This is a genomic window from Rhodovulum visakhapatnamense (assembly GCF_004365965.1).
Lineage (GTDB): Bacteria > Pseudomonadota > Alphaproteobacteria > Rhodobacterales > Rhodobacteraceae > Rhodovulum > Rhodovulum visakhapatnamense.
On record NZ_SOEB01000016.1, the window covers coordinates 79,624 to 97,610 of the forward strand.

General features: G+C 62.4%; 15 protein-coding genes. 13 read left to right on the forward strand and 2 right to left on the reverse strand.

Going from position 1 to position 17,987, the window contains the following annotated elements; all coding sequences use genetic code 11:
* The first annotated feature begins 14 nt into the window (after positions 1-14).
* The 12 genes from EV657_RS14415 (at position 15) to EV657_RS22260 (ending at position 15,118) form a co-directional block, all read left to right on the forward strand.
* Entirely contained in the window at positions 15-2,732 is a 2,718-nt protein-coding gene (locus EV657_RS14415) for a nitrate/nitrite transporter (protein ID WP_134078529.1), read from the forward strand.
* Between the two features lie 15 nt (positions 2,733-2,747).
* Positions 2,748-6,494, forward strand: a complete 3,747-nt coding sequence (locus EV657_RS14420) for a nitrate reductase subunit alpha (RefSeq protein ID WP_133618475.1) — start codon at positions 2,748-2,750, stop codon at positions 6,492-6,494.
* The gene (gene narH / locus EV657_RS14425) at positions 6,491-8,017 is read left to right on the forward strand and encodes a nitrate reductase subunit beta (protein ID WP_107326207.1); all 1,527 of its coding nucleotides are present in this window, start codon (positions 6,491-6,493) and stop codon (positions 8,015-8,017) included. Before EV657_RS14420 ends, narH begins: the two co-directional genes overlap by 4 nt.
* Positions 8,017-8,712: a nitrate reductase molybdenum cofactor assembly chaperone gene (gene narJ / locus EV657_RS14430; protein ID WP_107326208.1), complete on the forward strand. Its 696-nt coding sequence runs from the start codon at positions 8,017-8,019 to the stop codon at positions 8,710-8,712. Before narH ends, narJ begins: the two co-directional genes overlap by 1 nt.
* 1 nt (position 8,713) lies before the next feature.
* Positions 8,714-9,499, forward strand: a complete 786-nt coding sequence (gene narI, locus EV657_RS14435; RefSeq protein ID WP_134078531.1) for a respiratory nitrate reductase subunit gamma — start codon at positions 8,714-8,716, stop codon at positions 9,497-9,499.
* 5 nt (positions 9,500-9,504) lie between these two features.
* Entirely contained in the window at positions 9,505-10,299 is a 795-nt protein-coding gene (locus EV657_RS14440) for a peptidylprolyl isomerase (protein WP_107326210.1), read from the forward strand.
* Positions 10,300-10,319: 20 nt separating this feature from the next.
* Complete coding sequence (locus EV657_RS14445) at positions 10,320-10,889, forward strand: hemerythrin domain-containing protein (protein WP_134078532.1); 570 nt, start codon at positions 10,320-10,322, stop codon at positions 10,887-10,889.
* Complete coding sequence (locus tag EV657_RS14450; RefSeq protein WP_134078534.1) at positions 10,879-11,496, forward strand: carbonic anhydrase; 618 nt, start codon at positions 10,879-10,881, stop codon at positions 11,494-11,496. The genes EV657_RS14445 and EV657_RS14450 overlap by 11 nt, the downstream gene beginning before the upstream one ends.
* A 65-nt stretch (positions 11,497-11,561) precedes the next feature.
* A complete protein-coding gene (locus tag EV657_RS14455) occupies positions 11,562-12,770 on the forward strand; it encodes a molybdopterin molybdotransferase MoeA (RefSeq protein ID WP_243837635.1) in 1,209 nt (402 codons plus the stop codon).
* Between the two features lie 11 nt (positions 12,771-12,781).
* Positions 12,782-13,303 carry a DUF2478 domain-containing protein gene (locus EV657_RS14460; RefSeq protein ID WP_134078537.1) on the forward strand — a complete coding sequence of 174 codons (522 nt, stop codon included), beginning with the start codon at positions 12,782-12,784 and terminating at the stop codon, positions 13,301-13,303.
* A 183-nt stretch (positions 13,304-13,486) separates the two neighbouring features.
* Positions 13,487-14,704 carry a chromate efflux transporter gene (gene chrA / locus EV657_RS14465; protein ID WP_243837637.1) on the forward strand — a complete coding sequence of 406 codons (1,218 nt, stop codon included), beginning with the start codon at positions 13,487-13,489 and terminating at the stop codon, positions 14,702-14,704.
* 237 nt (positions 14,705-14,941) lie between these two features.
* Positions 14,942-15,118, forward strand: coding sequence for a potassium-transporting ATPase subunit F (locus EV657_RS22260; RefSeq protein WP_243837639.1), 177 nt, complete (start codon positions 14,942-14,944; stop codon positions 15,116-15,118).
* 180 nt (positions 15,119-15,298) lie between these two features.
* On the opposite strand, the gene EV657_RS14475 is transcribed toward EV657_RS22260, so the two are convergent.
* Together EV657_RS14475 and EV657_RS14480 are read right to left on the reverse strand one after the other, a co-directional pair.
* Positions 15,299-16,141, reverse strand: a complete 843-nt coding sequence (locus EV657_RS14475) for a hypothetical protein (RefSeq protein ID WP_113901343.1) — start codon at positions 16,139-16,141, stop codon at positions 15,299-15,301.
* A 238-nt stretch (positions 16,142-16,379) separates the two neighbouring features.
* Positions 16,380-17,036 carry a hypothetical protein gene (locus tag EV657_RS14480; protein WP_045682560.1) on the reverse strand — a complete coding sequence of 219 codons (657 nt, stop codon included), beginning with the start codon at positions 17,034-17,036 and terminating at the stop codon, positions 16,380-16,382.
* Between the two features lie 301 nt (positions 17,037-17,337).
* Between EV657_RS14480 and EV657_RS14485 the strand changes: the two genes are divergently transcribed.
* Entirely contained in the window at positions 17,338-17,901 is a 564-nt protein-coding gene (locus EV657_RS14485) for a Fic family protein (protein WP_208323279.1), read from the forward strand.
* Positions 17,902-17,987: the final 86 nt, after the last annotated feature.

Here is a 17,987-nt window from a genome sequence, read left to right on the forward strand (position 1 = left end):
CAGGAGATCCCGCCATGCAGACCGCAACGACAGCCTCACGCGCCGACCAGACCCGCGCCCTGACGCTGAGCACGATCGCCTTCACCGCCTGTTTCGCCGTCTGGACGATCTTTTCGATCATCGGCGTCGCCATCAAGGGCGAGCTGGGGCTGAACGATACGCAGTTTGGCCTCTTGGTCGCCACCCCGATCCTGACCGGTTCGTTGACACGCATCTTCCTTGGGGTCTGGACCGAGAAGTATGGCGGGCGGCTGGTGTTCTCGACGCAAATGCTGCTGGCGGCCTTGGCGACCTGGGCGCTGACCTTTGCCGACAGCTATCCGATGTATCTGTTGGCCGCATTGGGCGTTGGCCTAGCGGGCGGATCTTTCATCATCGGCGTCGCCTATGTCAGCCGCTGGTATGATGCGGGCCATCAGGGCACCGCGCTTGGCATCTTTGGCGCGGGGAATATCGGGGCAGCGGTGACCAAGTTCGTCGCGCCCTTCGTGATGGTGGGCTTTGGCTGGCAAGGGGTAGCGAATGTCTGGGCCGCAGGCCTGGCACTGATGGCGGTGATCTTCTTTGTTTTCGCCAAGGACGATCCCTCGCTCGTTGAACGTCGCCGGACCGGGGCAAAGCCGCCGAGTTTCGCCCAGCAGTTCGCGCCCCTGAAGAACCTGCAGGTCTGGCGCTTCTCGCTCTACTACTTCTTCGTCTTCGGCGCCTTCGTCGCGCTGGCGCTGTGGTTGCCGCACTACCTGATCGACGTCTACGGCGTCGATGTGCGCACAGCCGGCATGGCGGCCGCCTCGTTCAGCCTGTCGGCCAGCCTGTTCCGGGCCTATGGCGGACACCTTTCCGACAAGTTCGGTGCGCGGTCGGTCATGTACTGGACCTTCGGCTTTTCGATGCTGTTCCTGTTCATGCTGTCGTACCCGCCGACCGACTATGTCATCCAGGGCAAGGATGGCGTCATCGCCTTTTCAACCAGCATGGGGCTGTGGCCCTTCATCGCCACGCTCTTCGCGCTTGGCTTCTTCATGAGCCTCGGCAAGGCGGCGGTGTTCAAGCACATCCCGGTCTACTACCCCAACAACGTCGGCGCAGTCGGTGGCCTTGTCGGCATGATCGGCGGGCTTGGCGGGTTCGTCCTGCCCATCGCCTTTGGAGCCCTGCTGGACCTGACGGGCATCTATACCTCGTGCTTTGCGCTGCTGTTCGTGCTGGTCGGGATCGCGCTGACCTGGATGCACCTGTCGATCCGCGCCATGGAGCGCGCCGCGCATGGCGAGGTTCTGGACCGCCTGCCGCAGCTGCCTGAGATGCAGCCGATCCACCACCCCGAACGCACCGCCATACCGCGTGTGCTCGAGGATTGGCGGCCCGAGGATGCGACCTTCTGGGCCGACAAGGGCCGTGCCGTCGCACGCCGCAACCTATGGCTGTCGATCCCGGCGCTGCTTCTGGCCTTCTCGGTCTGGATGGTCTGGTCGATGGTCGTGGCGAAGCTTCCGCTGATCGGATTTGCCTTCACGCCGGAACAGCTGTTTTGGCTGGCCGCACTGCCTGCGCTTTCCGGGGCAACGCTGCGCATCTTCTACGGCTTCATGGTGCCGATCTTTGGTGGGCGGCTCTGGACGACGCTTTCCACCGCCTCGCTGCTGCTGCCCGCCATCGGCATCGGCTATGCCGTGCAGAACCCGGAAACCCCCTACTTCATCTTCCTGATTCTGGCGCTTCTTTGCGGGCTTGGCGGGGCCAACTTCGCCTCTTCGATGGCCAACATCGGCTACTTCTTCCCGAAGGCGGAAAAGGGCAATGCGCTCGCTCTGAACGCAGGCCTTGGCAACCTGGGCGTCAGCGTCATGCAGTTCCTGGTGCCGCTGGTCATCACCGCCGGTGTCTTTGGTGCCGTGGGCGGCGAGGGCGTGGCTCTGCAGGATGGCGGCACGCTGTGGCTGCAAAACGCAGGCTTTATCTGGGTGCCGTTCATCCTGGCCTCGACCATCGCGGCGTGGTTGGGGATGAACGACATAGCCGATGCCAAGGCAAGTTTTGCCCAGCAATCAGTGATCTTTGGCCGCACGCAGAATTGGCTGATGTGCGTCCTCTACATCGGCACCTTCGGCAGCTTCATCGGCTATTCGGCAGGCTTCCCGCTGCTGTCCAAGATCGCTTTCCCGGATGTGAACGCGCTGCAATACGTCTTCCTCGGGCCGCTGGTCGGCGCGCTGAGCCGTGCCGGCACGGGCTGGGTTGCGGATCGGTTCGGCGGCGGCCGCGTCACCTTTTGGGTCTTCGCGGGGATGATCGCATCCGTTCTGGCCGTGATCTTCTCGCTGCAGGCCGGCAGTTTCCCTGGGTTCTTCGCAGGCTTCATCGCGCTGTTCTTCTTCACCGGGGTCGGCAATGCGTCCACCTTCCAGATGATCCCGGTCATCATGGGCAAGGAAGTGCCGCGCCTGATGCCGCAGCTGACCGGCGCCGACCGCGCCCGCCAGATCGCGATGGAGTCGAGCGGCATCGTCGCCTTCACCAGCGCCATCGGCGCCTATGGCGGCTTCTTCATCCCCAAGGCCTATGGCTCTTCCATCGCGATGACCGGCTCACCCGTCGGCGCACTGTGGCTGTTCCTAGCCTTCTACGTGATCTGCCTGGTCCTGACCTGGGTCGTCTACACCCGGCCCGGCGGACTTCTTCATGAGATCGAGCGTGGTCGCGCTTTTGCCGCCCCCCACCCTGCCGAATAACGAAAGGACGCCAAGATGAGCCACCTGCTCGACAGACTGAACTTCCTCCAGAAGAAGACGCTGGAAACCTTCTCGGACGGCTGGGGTGAAACCACGCGCGAGGATCGGGGGTGGGAGGACACCTATCGGAACCGCTGGCGGCACGACAAGATCGTGCGGTCAACCCACGGGGTGAACTGCACCGGATCGTGCAGCTGGAAGATCTACGTCAAGTCCGGCATCGTGACCTGGGAGACGCAGCAGACCGACTATCCGCGCACCCGGGCGGGCCTGCCGAACCACGAACCGCGCGGCTGTGCACGGGGGGCGTCCTACAGCTGGTATCTGTATTCCGCGAACCGTGTGAAGAACCCGCTGATCCGGGGCAGCCTGATGCGCGCATGGCGCAAGCTTCGGGCGACGATGACGCCCGTGGCTGCCTGGGCCGCGATCCAGAAAGATCCCGCCCTGCGCGCGAGCTATACCAAGACCCGCGGCAAGGGTGGTTTCGTCCGCGCCACCTGGGACGAGGCGACCGAGATCGTCGCCGCCGCCAACGCGCATACCGCAAAGGTCTGGGGACCGGACCGAGTGTTCGGCTTCTCGCCCATCCCCGCGATGTCGATGGTCAGCTATGCGGCGGGGTCACGCTACCTGTCGCTTCTGGGCGGCACCTGCATGTCTTTCTACGACTGGTACTGCGACCTGCCGCCCGCCTCGCCGCAAACCTGGGGCGAACAGACCGACGTGCCGGAATCGGCCGACTGGTACAACGCGGGCTTCCTGATGCTCTGGGGGTCGAACGTGCCGCAGACGCGCACGCCCGACGCGCACTTCTATACCGAGGTCCGCTATCGCGGCACCAAGTCCGCCGTGGTCAGCCCCGACTATTCCGAAGCCGCCAAGTTCGGTGACATCTGGCTGAACCCGCAGGCGGGCACCGATGCGGCGCTGGCGATGGCCATGGGCCATGTGATCCTGCGTGAATTCCACCTCGACCGGCAGGCCGCGTATTTCGAGGATTACGCCCGCAAATACACCGACATGCCGATGCTGGTGGTGCTGGACGAACAGGACGGCCGCCTTGTTCCAGGACGGATGCTGCGGGCCGAGGATTTCGACGACAAGCTGGGCGAGGCGAACAACCCCGACTGGAAGACCGTCGCCTTCGATGAAGCGTCGGGTCGCTTCGTTGCCCCCAACGGCTCCATCGGCTTCCGCTGGGGTGAGGAGGGCAAGTGGAATCTGGTCGAAGAAGCTGGCAATGCCGAGACGCGGTTGCGCCTGAGCCAGATCCTTGATGAACACCACGACAGCATCGTCGGTGTGGACTTTCCCTATTTCGGCGGTGCCGCGACGGGCGACTTTGTCAAATGCGACGCGCCGGAGGTGCTGGCCCGGAATATCCCCGCACGGAAAGTGAAGCTGGCCGATGGGCGTGAGGCGCTGGTTGCCACAGTCTTTGACCTTTTCTGCGCCAACTACGGGCTGGACCGGGGCTTGGGTGGCGACTGGGTGTCGAAGGATTTCGACGACGACATCCCCTACACCCCCGCCTGGGCGGAGAAGATCACGGGCGTCGCGCGCGAAAAGATCATCGCGGTGGCCCGTGAATTCGCGGGCAACGCAGAAAAGACCCGGGGCAAGTCCATGGTCATCCTCGGGGCCGGTCTGAACCACTGGTACCACATGGACATGAACTATCGCGGCATCATCAACATGCTGGTGATGTGCGGCTGCATCGGGCAGGAAGGCGGCGGCTGGTCGCACTATGTGGGGCAGGAAAAACTGCGGCCCCAGACCGGCTGGGCGCCGCTGGCCTTCGCGCTCGACTGGAACCGCCCGCCGCGCCACATGAACTCGACCAGCGCCTGGTACGCCCATACCGACCAGTGGCGATATGAGACGTTGCGCGCGGGTGAAATCCTGTCGCCCACGGCGCCCAAGGGCGACTGGGACATCAGCCTCATTGACTACAACATCCGGGCGGAACGGATGGGCTGGCTGCCATCGGCCCCGCAGCTGAAGACCAACCCGCTGGAGGTGTCGAAGGCCGCCAAGGCAGCGGGCAAGGACATCAAGGAGTTCGTTGCCGCTGAACTGAAATCCGGCAATCTGGAAATGTCCTGCCAGGACCCGGATGCGCCGGAAAACTGGCCGCGCAACCTGTTTGTCTGGCGGTCCAACCTGCTGGGGTCTTCGGGCAAGGGGCATGAGTATTTCCTCAAGCACCTTCTGGGAACCGACCACGGCGTCATGGGCAAGGATCTGGGCGAGGAAGGCCATGCCAAGCCCGTGGAGGCCGTCTGGCATGACGAGGCACCGAAGGGCAAGCTGGACCTGCTGGTCTGCATCGACTTCCGCATGTCGACGACGGCGGTCTATTCCGACATCGTGCTGCCCACCGCGTCCTGGTATGAAAAGGACGACCTGAACACGTCCGACATGCACCCCTTCATCCATCCGCTGCAGGCGGCGGTGGACCCGGCCTATGAATCGAAGTCGGACTGGGAAATCTTCAAATCCATCGCGAAGAAGTTCAGCGAAGTGGCCCCTGAAGTGCTGGGGGTCGAAACCGACATCGTTCAGCTGCCGCTCCTCCACGACACCGCCGCCGAACTGGCTCAGGCGCATGTGAAGGACTGGAAAAAGGGCGAATGCGACCTGATCCCCGGCAAGACCGCGCCGAACTACATCGCGGTCGAGCGGGACTATCCCAACCTCTACAAGAAGTTCACCTCGGTCGGTCCACTGCTGGAAAAGCTCGGCAACGGTGGCAAGGGGATCAACTGGGACACCAAGGTCGAGGTCGGCCATCTGCGCGACCTGAACGGGGTGGTGCAGGACGAGGGCGTGTCGAAGGGCCTTGCCAGACTGAACACCGCCATCGACGCGGCAGAAATGATCCTGATGCTGGCGCCTGAGACCAATGGTGAGGTCGCGGTCAAGGCCTGGGAGGAACTGGAGAAGCCCACAGGCCAGCACCACACCCATCTCGCCGAGGGTGCGCATCACACCAAGATCCGCTTCCGCGACATCGCGGCGCAACCGCGCAAGATCATCTCTTCGCCCACCTGGTCCGGGATTGAGTCGGAAACGGTCTGCTACAATGCGGGCTACACCAACGTCCACGAGCTGATCCCGTGGCGGACGCTGACGGGACGGCAGCAGCTCTATCAGGATCACCTCTGGATGCGGGCCTTCGGTGAAGGTTTCGTCAGCTATCGCCCGCCGGTGGACCTGAAGACCATTACCAAGGCCGTCAACAACGACGCGGCCGAGGGCAACCCGCATGTCGTGCTGAACTTCATCACGCCGCACCAGAAATGGGGCATCCATTCCACCTACACCGACAACCTCCTGATGCTGACGCTGAACCGCGGCGGGCCTGTCGTCTGGATGTCCGAGGTGGACGCGAAGAAGGCAGGCCTTGTCGATAACGACTGGGTCGAGGCCTACAACGTGAACGGTGCACTGACCGCGCGGGTGGTGGTGTCCCAGCGGATCAAGCAGGGCACGCTGTTCATGTATCACGCGCAGGAAAAGATCGTGAACACGCCCGGGTCGGAAAAGACCGGCAACCGGGGCGGCATCCACAACTCGGTCACCCGCGCTACTCTGAAGCCGACCCACATGATCGGCGGCTACGCGCAGCTTTCCTACGGGTTCAACTACTACGGCACCGTGGGCAGTAACCGAGACGAATTCGTGATCGTCCGCAAGATGAAGAAGGTCGATTGGCTCGACCGTCCCGCAACCAAAGGTCTGGAGGCAGCGGAATGAAAGTTCGTGCGCAAATCGGCAAGGTCCTGAATCTGGACAAATGCATCGGCTGTCATACCTGCTCGGTCACCTGCAAGAACGTCTGGACGACGCGGGAAGGCGTTGAATACGCCTGGTTCAACAACGTCGAAACCAAGCCCGGCACCGGCTATCCCACCGACTGGGAGAACCAGAAACGCTGGAATGGCGGATGGGTCCGCAGCGCCTCGGGCAGGCTTCAGCCGAAGCAGGGGGCCAAATGGCGGATTCTGGCGAATATCTTCGCGAACCCCTCGATGCCGGAAATCGACGACTATTACGAGCCCTTCGATTTTGACTATGACCACCTGAAATCCGCCCCCGACATGACGGCCTTCCCCACCGCGCGCCCCCGGTCAAAGATCACGGGTGAGCGGATGGAGAAGATCGAGAAGGGCCCGAACTGGGAGGAGATCCTGGGTGGCGAATTCGCCAAGCGGTCGGCGGATTACAACTTCGACAAGGTGCAGAAGGACATCTACGGCGAATACGAAAACACCTTCATGATGTATTTGCCGAGGCTGTGCGAGCACTGCCTCAACCCCACCTGCTCGGCCTCCTGCCCCTCGGGTGCGATCTACAAGCGTGAGGAGGATGGCATCGTCCTGATCGACCAGGAAAAATGCCGGGGCTGGCGGATGTGCATCTCGGGCTGCCCCTACAAGAAGGTCTATTACAACTGGGACACCGGCAAGTCGGAGAAATGCACCTTCTGTTATCCGCGCATCGAAAGCGGCCAGCCGACGGTCTGTTCGGAAACCTGCGTGGGGCGCATCCGCTATCTGGGCGTCATCCTCTATGACGCCGACAAGATCGAGGCGGCCGCGAGCGCCGAGCGCGAGACCGACCTTTACGGCGCGCAGCTGGACGTGTTCCTCGACCCGAACGACCCCGAGGTGATCGCCGCCGCCCGCCGCGATGGCGTGCCGGAGGATTGGATCGAGGCCGCCAAGATCAGCCCGGTCTGGAAGATGGCGATGGACTGGAAGGTGGCCTTCCCGCTGCACCCGGAATACCGGACCCTGCCGATGGTCTGGTACATCCCGCCGCTGTCACCGATCCAGAACGCCGCACAGGCGGGGCAGATCGCGATGAGCGACCAGATGCCCGACGTACGGTCCCTGCGCATTCCGGTGAAATACCTGGCCAACATGCTGACGGCGGGGGATGAGGAACCCATCGTTTCGGCGCTGGAGCGCATGTCGGCGATGCGCCTCTACATGCGTGCGCTGACGGTGGACGGCGTGCGCGACGAGGGCATCGCCGCCCGCGTGGGAATGTCGGGCCGGATGATCGAGGACATGTACAAGATCATGGCGATTGCGGATTACGAGGACCGCTTCGCAATCCCCACCGCGCACCGCGAACAGAACGAGGCCGGCGCCGACATCCGTGGCGGCTGCGGCTTCACCGACGGCAACGGCTGTTCTGACGGCGAGAGCGGCAAGACCAGCCTGTTCGGCGGCAAGAAAAAGTCCTTCGCCCTTCCGCTGGAGTCGTTCTGATGGACCGCACCCTCAAATCCTTGTCGCTGATCCTGAGCTATCCCTCGGCTGAGCTGCAGGAGGCCATGCCCGAAATCGGCGCCGTCCTGGCCGCTGATCCGCGCCTTGCGCCTGCTACCCAGACCGCGCTGTGGAAGCTGACCGCAGATCTGGCGCAAGGCGACCTCTATGACCTGCAAGAGCGGTATGTGATGCTGTTCGACCGGTCGCGGACACTGTCGCTCAACCTTTTTGAACACGTCCACGGCGAAAGCCGCGAGCGCGGCGGCGCGATGGTCAGTCTGATCGAGACCTACCGCGATGGCGGGTTCGAACCCGCCACCTCCGAACTGCCCGACCACCTTCCGGTGCTTCTGGAATTCCTGGCGACGCGCCCCACACGCGAAGCGCAGGAAACCTTGGCGGACGCGGCGCATATCCTCGACGCCCTCTCGGGTCGCCTCAAGCGGCGCGAGAGCGGGTATGCCGCTGCGTTCGCCGCCCTTTCCGCACTGGCGGGGGGCAATGCAGATGCCGATGCCGTGGCCGGAATGCTGGGCCAGCCCGACGATGACCCGACCGATCTGGCGGCGCTGGATGCGGTCTGGGAGGAAACCGAAGTTACCTTCGGCCCCGACCCCAATGCAGGCTGTCCACAGGTCCGCGACATGCTGGCCCTGATGGACCAACCCGCCCCGCAGCACAGGAGTGCATGACATGTTCGAGAGCTTCGACATCAACTTCGTCATCTTCGGGGTCATGCCCTATGTCGCGCTGACCGTGTTTCTGGTGGGCTCCATCGCCCGCTATGAGCGCGATCCCTTCACCTGGAAATCCTCGTCCAGCCAACTCTTCCGGCGCAAGCAGCTGATCTGGGGGTCGATCCTGTTCCATGTCGGCATCCTGACGGTGTTCTTCGGCCACCTTGTCGGCTTGTTCACACCTGTCTGGGTGCTCGATGTCCTGGGTGTGCCTTATGGTCTGAAGCAGTGGATGGCAGTTCTGATCGGCGGGCCTGCGGGTCTTGCGGCGCTGATCGGTGGCACCATGCTGATCCATCGGCGACTGACCGATCCGCGCATCCGCGCCACTTCAACCACCCTCGACATCCTGATCATGATCCTGATCTGGCTTCAGCTTGCCATTGGCCTGCTGACCATCACGCAGTCCCTTCAGCACATGGACGGGGCAGAGATGATCCGCTTCATGGAATGGTCGCAAAGCGTGGTGACATGGAACATCAACGCCTGGGTCACAGTGGTGGACGTGCACTGGCTGTTCAAGCTGCACATCTTCCTCGGCCTGATCATCACCATGCTGTTTCCGTTCACGCGGCTGGTGCACATCTGGTCGGGCTTCGCGGCGCCCTTCCGCTATCTTGTGGCCCGCTCCGGCTATCAGATCGTGCGGTCCCGTCGCCGCCGCCCGCTGGAAGAACGCCGCCGCGCCTTTGACAGGCGGCAGGGCGTTGATGGTCCCAAAGCCCATACCCCGGCGGAGTGAGTGCGATGAACATGTCCCTTTTCCCCGATGTCGTGGTGAACGGCGAAACCATCCCCTCGGCGGCAATCGCCGCCGAGGCCCAGAACCACAGCGCACCGAAGGACAAGCCGGGCATCGCCTGGCGCAAGGCGGCGCAGGCCATGGCGATCCGGGCGCTGCTGCTGCAAGAGGCCCGGGCGCGCGGGCTGGCTGCTGAACCGCTCGCACTTGCCCCCGGGCGGTGGGAAACGGAAGACGAAGCCCTGATCCGCGTCTTGCTGGAAGAGGCGGTCTTGCCCGATCCGGTGACCGATGACGCGATCCGTGCCGAATGGGCGCGAGACCCCTCGCGTTATCGCTCGGCCCCTCTTTGGGACGTCTCGCATATCCTGTGCGCATGCGACCCCCGCGATCAGACTGAGACGGCCGCTGCCGAGGCGCGTGCACAGGCACTTCTGGCCCGACTCGGAGAGGGGCCTAAGGACTTCGCCCACGCCGCCCGCAAAAGCGACTGCGGGTCAAAGGCACAAGGGGGCCATCTGGGCCAGATCGGCCCCGGCGATACAGTGCCCGAGTTCGAAGCCGCTCTGCGCTGCCTGTCCGAAGGCCAGACGACCCCGGCCCCGGTCCTGTCGCGGCATGGCTGGCACATCATCCGCTTGAATGCACTCGCCCCAGGGCAGGTACTGCCGTTCGAAACGGTGCGGCCAAGGATCGCCGAGGCACTCGAAAAGGCCGCCTGGGCCCGTGCCTCGCGCGACTTCGTGAACAGGCTTGGCCAGAAGGCTACGATCACCGGCGCAAGCCTGGCCCCGATCTGATCCACGGTCAGGAGCGTCCCATGAAGCGGTCAGAACCAGCGCGACGTGGCAGCGGCCAAGGCCCCACCGATCCGGGCCTTTTGGCCCGGCCGCTGGACTTCATCAGCGAGGACCATCTGCGCGAACGCCAGATCTGCGCTGAGATAGACCGCCTCGTCTCCGCCGAGACCTTCGACCGCCCGGCAGGCGTCACCATCCTGCGTTTTCTGAACGAAGAGCTTGGCGTGCATCTGCGGGATGAGGTCGAAGACCTGTTCCCCACCCTTGCGCGGCGCTGCACCGATGAAGATTCCATCGCCTCCGTCTTGGGCCGCATCCGCCACGATCAGGAGCAGGCCCTGTCCCTGCTGCCTTCAGTGCGTGGGGCCATCGCCAACTGCCTCGACGCTGGGGCCGACCTTTCCAGCGAAGACCGCGAGGTTCTTGCGCGTTTCGCCGCGCATGTCCGCCGCCATCTGGTGGCGGAGAACGCTATCCTCCTGCCCATAGCCCGCGCCCGGTTGACGCGGGGCGACTTGCGCCGTCTGGCCAATCACATGCGGTTGCGGCGCGGGCTTCCCACCAGCCAGGGGGTGACCAGTGCTGAGTGATATCCTTGCCCGCAACCGCGACTGGTCGGCCAAAAGACAGGCGCAGGAACCTGGATATTTTACCCGTCTCGCGGCCCTGCAAGCCCCGGAATTCTTCTGGATCGGATGTTCGGACAGCCGTGTTCCGGCCAACGTCGTGGCGGGGCTCGACCCAGGCGAGGTCTTTGTCCATCGCAACGTGGCGAACATCATTCATTCCTCTGATATGAACATGCTGTCCGCGCTGGAATTCGCGGTCGAAGCGTTGAAGGTGCGCGAGATCATCGTCTGCGGCCACTACGGCTGCGGCGGGGTCAAGGCAGCAACCGAGGATCTTCCTCACGGTCTTGCCGACCACTGGCTGGAGCCGATCCGACGCCTTTCCCGCGCCTATGCGGTCGATCTGAGCCGCCAGCCGGACCTTGAGGCGCAGCGCGACCGGTTGGCCGAGTTCAACGTGGTCGAAGGCGTCCGCCGGGTCTGCGAGACGCCTATCCTGCAGCGAGCCTGGACGCGCGGCGCGAAAGTCCGGGTGCATGGGCTGATCTACGGTTTGAAGGACGGCCTGTTGCGCGACCTCGACTGCAGCGTGGGTCCAGGACATTTCAAGGAAGGAGCAGCACTATGAGTATACTTCAGCCAGTGACACGGACCGGCTGTGGCTGTGAGGGTCACGATACAAGCAAGAAGCTGATGACGATCGATGCCGCTCACGACCTGATTGGGCATTGCGTGACCATCGTCGACGGAACGGAAGACATCTGTCTTGGCAAGGCTTTGGGCCGCGTGCTTGCCGACCCTGTCAGTTCACGCAGCATGTCTCCTCCGTTCGACAACGCTGCAATGGACGGATTTGCCTTTTCCTCGGCGGCGCTGCGAGGTGATGGACCGTGGGTACTGGACGTAGCAGCGCGTATCCAGGCGGGGCAGTCCTCAGCCCTGCCTCTGGTCGACCTGCAAGCCGCGCAAATATTCACTGGGGCAAAAGTTCCCGAAGGCGCGGACGCGGTCATGATGCAAGAAGAAGTCAAGCGGATGGGAAAGACGATCCGGGTAGCCATGCGACCAACGCCCGGGCTCAACATCCGCCGAGCCGGTAGTGAAATGGAGGCAGGGGTCACGGTGCTTGAGACGGGACGCCGGCTTGACGCGCGCGCGATTGCCGCCTGTGCTGCAGCCGGGGCGGGCTCTGTAACGGTGCGCAGGCGATTGCGCGTGGCGCTTCTGGTGACCGGCAACGAAATTCGCACGGCCGGTGCTCTGCGTGCCGAGGCTCAGATCTGGGACGTGAACACTCCCATGCTGACCGGCATTCTGACGCAGCCCCAGATCGATATTGTTGCTGTGGAACAGGGCATTGACAGTCGCGACGGGTTGTTCCTGCAGATTGCGGAACTGGCTGCCAATGCCGATCTTGTCATCACTACCGGCGGAATTTCGGTCGGTGAGGAAGACCACATCAAACCTGCGCTGTCAGCTCTTGGCGGGGACATTCAATTTAGTGGCGTTGCGATCAAGCCGGGCAAGCCGGTATCCTTCGGTCGTATTCGGGGCGCATGGTGGCTGGGTTTGCCAGGCAATCCCTTGTCAGCCTTCGTCACCTGGCAGCTTTTCGGAACGGCGATTGTCGCCCGACTGACCGGTGAAACGGAGCGAGTTACCCGGCGCCATGTCGTTACGGGAGCGGCGATTTCCAGGAAGCCCGGTCGTTGCGAGTTACGACCCGCGAGATGCGTAGGCTTTGACGGCCAAGGCCGTGAGGTCGTGACATTTGATGCCGAAACTCATTCCGGCCATGTCCGCGGGTTACCCGAAGCAGACGGGTTAATCTTTTTGCCAGCCGACTGTGATTTCCTGCCCGAAGGCGCACTCGTCGAATTCCAACCCTTTTGTCCAAACTGAGAAGGCCGAAGATGAACCTCGCTTACACAATGGCGCCGGGCCGCGGCGATACCGATCTCATCCTCTTCAATCTTTCAAGAGCAATGGCCTCGCGTGGGTTTCGCTGCTGCGGTACGGTCCAGATAAACTCCGAGCGCTCCGATGCAGGGCCGTGTGATATGGATGTGCAAGTCTTACCCAAAGGTCCAATTCTGCGGATCAGCCAGGACCTCGGCCGTGCATCGCGCGGTTGCAGGCTTGACCCGGCGGCTTTGGAGAAAGCCGTTGGCCTTGTATCAGCCAGCTTGGTGCAAGGTGCAGATCTCCTGATCATAAACAAGTTTGGCAAACACGAAGCCGAAGGGCGCGGATTCCGAATGGTTGTCGCAGAAGCGCTATCCAACGGGATACCAGTTTTGGTAGGAGTCAACTCGCTCAACCTGTCTGCTTTCGAAGAGTTCGCAGGTGGCCTCGCAGTACCTTTGGCGCCTGAACCGAATGCCTTGGAGAGTTGGGCCATTCAGATGACCGGATCGAACCTTGCCACGGCCTGAGCCGCCGTGGATGTAACGTCCGCGATGCTGCCTTCACTCTCTGGGAGGATCCTATCTGATATCGCCGCAGATTAAGCACGACAGTTGACCGTCAAAAATCTTTCACGAAATCACCGATAGACGTTGGGGTGCGCTCCGTCATCAGTTCCGATTGAGCGTACGGATCTGGGTGAGGCACGTAGAATGATGGGCGATACGCAACTGTCTAGGGACAGTAAGACACTGGGCACGCCGGGCGAGGTGTTCACCACGTTCCTGAAGCTTGGCCTGACGTCATTTGGCGGTCCAATTGCGCATCTGGGCTACTTCCGCGAGGAGTTGGTCAACCGACGCAAGTGGCTTTCCGACCATGCCTACGCGGACCTTGTGGCACTTTGTCAGTTCCTGCCCGGGCCGGCCTCCAGCCAGGTGGGCTTTGCCCTTGGCATGATGCGTGCCGGTTGGCTGGGGGCTCTTGCGGCCTTCACCGCCTTCACGCTCCCCTCGGCACTGGCCCTTCTCGTCTTCGCTATGACGTCGGCCAGCATTGCGGGGCCGATCGGCACCGGCGCGCTGCATGGGTTGAAAATCGTCGCAGTGGCGATTGTCGCGCAGGCGGTCTGGGGCATGGCCAAGAACCTCTGCCCCGACAAGGAGCGCGCCGCGATAGCAGTCATCGCGGTCGGGATGCTCGCCTTCCTGCCCGGGGCCATCGGAATGGTTGGCGCGATCATCGTCGGCGCGGCGCTTGGCCTTGCCCTCGGCCGCGGCACGGGCGCACCCATCGGCGGGCATATCACCATGCCGGTGACGCGGGGTGTCGCGGGCGTGGCGCTGTTGGTCTTTGTCGGGCTGCTCGTCCTTCTGCCGCTGCTGGCGGGGCAAGGTCAGGCTCTGGCGGTGTTCGACAGCTTCTACCGCGCGGGCGCGCTGGTCTTTGGCGGCGGCCATGTCGTGCTGCCGCTTCTGGAGGCCGAGGTGGTGCAGCCCGGCTGGGTGACCCAGGATGCCTTCCTTGCCGGTTACGGTGCGGCGCAGGCGGTGCCTGGGCCGCTCTTCACCTTCGCGGCCTATCTGGGCACCGTCCTCGGCCCTGAACCGAATGGTGTGGTAGGTTCGGTGATCGCCCTTCTCGCGGTTTTCCTGCCCGGCTTCCTGATCCTGATCGGCGTCCTGCCCTTCTGGGACAGGTTCCGGTCGATGGCGCGGGCGCAGTCGCTGATGCAGGGCGCAAACGCCGCTGTCGTCGGTATCCTGGGCGCAGCGCTCTACTCGCCGGTCTTCACCAGTGCCATCGGCGATATGCGGGACTTCACCTTGGCCTTGGCCTGCTTCGTCCTGCTGATGGCCTGGAAGATGCCGCCTTGGGGTGTGGTAATCGTTGCTGCTCTCGGAGGGGTCGGTATTGAGCTTCTTACCTGAAGACGACACCGAGTTCGAAGCAAAGCGAAAGTACCACGCGGCTTCCTGAAAATGCGAATGGCTTCGCGCACCACTCGGCCTTGATACGACTCACCGGGAACGTGGCGAGCTACCACGCCTGGGGGCGCGATTTGCAGCCTTTACGAATTCTTTACGCGGATCACGTGTGTTCCTCATAGCCCCCTTACGCAGTCTTCGCCGGCCTTTTCCTGACACACTTGAAGGAGCTGTCGATGCTTGACTTTCTCTACATTTTCCTCGGCCTCGAAGTTTTTGCAGCCTGCGCCGCCGGCATCCGCGCCTTCGATCGGCTGTGAGGGCGGCGCCATGTTCGATCTGATTCTTGGGCTCGCCGTGGAAGCAGGCCTGTTCGTCTATCTCGGCGCGGCGCTGCTACGGCCCGACCTGTGCTAGGGGTGCCGCATCACGCTTGAACTCATCGCTGTAGTTTCTTGTCCCCATCTCGGCCCCCTTGCCCAAAAGTTAGGGGGCAAAGCGTCTATAAAGAATCCAGGGGCACCTCAGGCTCGCAGCTCTTTGGTCCCAGTCAGGTCGCCACTTCGCCGGCTATCTTGGGCGTTGTCTGCTCTGCCATCATCGCGCGATTTCGCCAGCAATCACGGCTCTCCCATGAACAGCGAGTGTCGCCGTGAACCTTGGACAGCCGAATTGTCGAATGATTTCGAGAACGCGAAGGTCGTAAGCAGCTTGCCCGATGAGCCGGCACAGGTCTGAAGCGTGAAACTGCCGGTTGCCGCTTGGTGCAGCCTTTATCTGATTGTGTAGCTCGCGCGCCCATGGATTGGGCGCTCTCTCCGGCGTGGCCGCTGTCTCCGGTCGGCTTACCGTGCCTGGTGATGTTCGCCATCTGCGCATGAACCCGAGTAGATAGCCAGCCGGAACCTTGTCGTTCCCGCGCGACCGGTTGAAGGCCAGGAAGCGGTCCCAGATCACCTGCGTGTCGACGTTCCAGCACGGCAGGGCCTTCTTCGCCGCCTTGATCAGGTCCGCCCAACAGGTTTGGAAGACGTTCGAGCCAGCGCTAATAGTGATCTGTCCTGAGAATACAGTTTTGTTACCTTTCTCTCTAGATAGTGATGTGTCGCCTGTGCCTGACTCAACATCCTGATCATCCCCCTGTTCATCAAAGGCCGAAAAACGGAAAAGCCAGGGCGCGAACTTGCCGTTTGGCTTCTCTCGCCTCAGCTCCAGTTCGGACGCCTCGAGTTCCGCCAGCAGTTCGGTCAGGTACTGGCGCGAGATGTTCATCTTGGACGCGAGGCCCGCGAGCGTGAAAGCGGCCGTCCCACGCGATAGCCCGTTGAAGCCCTCCTTCCACGCGATGGCGTCGAGGATGACTGTTGCCAGCTTGTGGGCGGATACGGACAGCTCTGTCTGTGTGATCCGCCGAAGGATCAGGCCGGTTGTGGGTTCCATGGTCGGTGTCTCCTCGAGAGACGACCCCATGCCGAGAGCAAAAAACATTCTTGCCAGCAAAACAACTTTGCTGGTTGCAGAGGTTCGGACAGTGCGCTAGAAGATCCTTGTTCACGGGTTCTTCTAGCACGGCGTCAGGCTTTTCGGTCTGGCGTCGTTTCCCTTTTCGGGTTCGGTGCACAGTCTCCGGTGCAAGGTGGGTCGGAGGCGGGCCTGTCCGATGGAGGCCCGGCCGGGTTCAGTAGCGGACCTCTTCGAAGCCGTAGTTGCCCTCATGATCCCGCCAATCGACGAAGACCGAGCGGTAGTTGACTTGTCCGCATCCGCTTGGGCGGGGAAGGTCAGATGCTGTAGGCACGGCGGCTACGCTCGAACCTCGCCAGTGGTAATCACCTTGTGTGCCGTAGGAACCAAGACGTGTGCCGTCGGATCGGATGCAATCGCCATCTCGATTCTGGCGCTGGCTGAACTGGATGTGAAACACGCGGATGCTCCGAACGAAGTCGAAAGCATCGCCCGAAATGTCGATATCAGCGCGCTCGTCAGACTGGACCTGGACCAAGGGCAAGGGATCTTGCGGCACGCTGATCTGATGCGCATCCCGGAAGGCGATGTCGTACAACCGTTCCATTGGCGACTCCACGGCAGGGGCGCTGAACGACGCCCCCATTGGGCACCGCCAGATCTGCAAGGGCGGTTCAATCGGCCAGGGCGTGATCCTGCGAATGAAGACCGCCCTTGCATGGGCACAAGGCGCCGATGCCGGCCAGCCGCCCGCCAGACAGAGCAAGATGGCGCAGTCGACCTGATAGGCGTGCGCCGGCTCGACCGAGCCGACGAGGCTCGATACTGTGATGGCTACGGCAGTCGCCGCAGTTCGGACCCTGTGCTTCATGACGCCGACTCCCACTATAATGGTTCCCCGATACGAAACAACACTAACGATAGCAAGGATATTTCATCGCGGGAGTTGCGGTGTGACCCCCCAAGTGCTGGTCGCAGATGACGGTCTGACGCGTGACGTGGCTGCAGGGCACCGATTGCGCCATGGGATCCCTAAGCCAAGCGAAAGTGGACAGCAAACCGGCCAAATCACCGGACGTGATCTCCGTAGCCTGTAACTCACTACTATGATAAATATCCATTTTGTGGAGAATGCGTACGGCCAAGAAAGCGGCCAGAGGGAAGGTCATGTGATGGTCCGTGATGACGGCGAGACGATAGGCTTGTTCGAGCCCCTCATGGTCTCGGAGGGCTCTCCTGCCCGCGCGGGGTTAAATGATCTTGTGCTTGAGCTGGCGGAGAAGTCCGCAGCATTCCGCAGCAGCTTGCCCGCCTCGATAGCGGAGGCGCTTGCCGATCTCGTGCGGGCGATGAACTGCTACTACAGCAACCTCATCGAGGGCCATGACACCCATCCCATCGACATCGAACGCGCGATGCGGAACGATTACAGCGCCGATCCGAAAAAACGAAACCTTCAGCTTGAAGCCAAGGCGCATGTCGCCGTTCAGAAATGGATCGACGAAGATGGCATGGTGGAACCACCGACCGCGCCTGCGTCAATCATCGAACTGCATCGCCGGTTTTGTGAACTCTTGCCGCCCGAGCTTCTCTTCGTCGAGAACCCAAAGACAGGCGAGAAAATCCCGGTTGTGCCCGGGGAACTGCGCACACGATACGTTGAAGTCGGACGGCATATCGCCGTCAGCCCTGGTGCCGTCCCCCGCTTCCTCGACCGAATGCACAAAGGGGTCTGATGCCGGAGGGGGCAGAATAGTACGCTAAGGGCTGATTTTGGCTCCTGTGCGGTGCAAAGTTCTGTAGATCGTTGGCCTTGAGACCG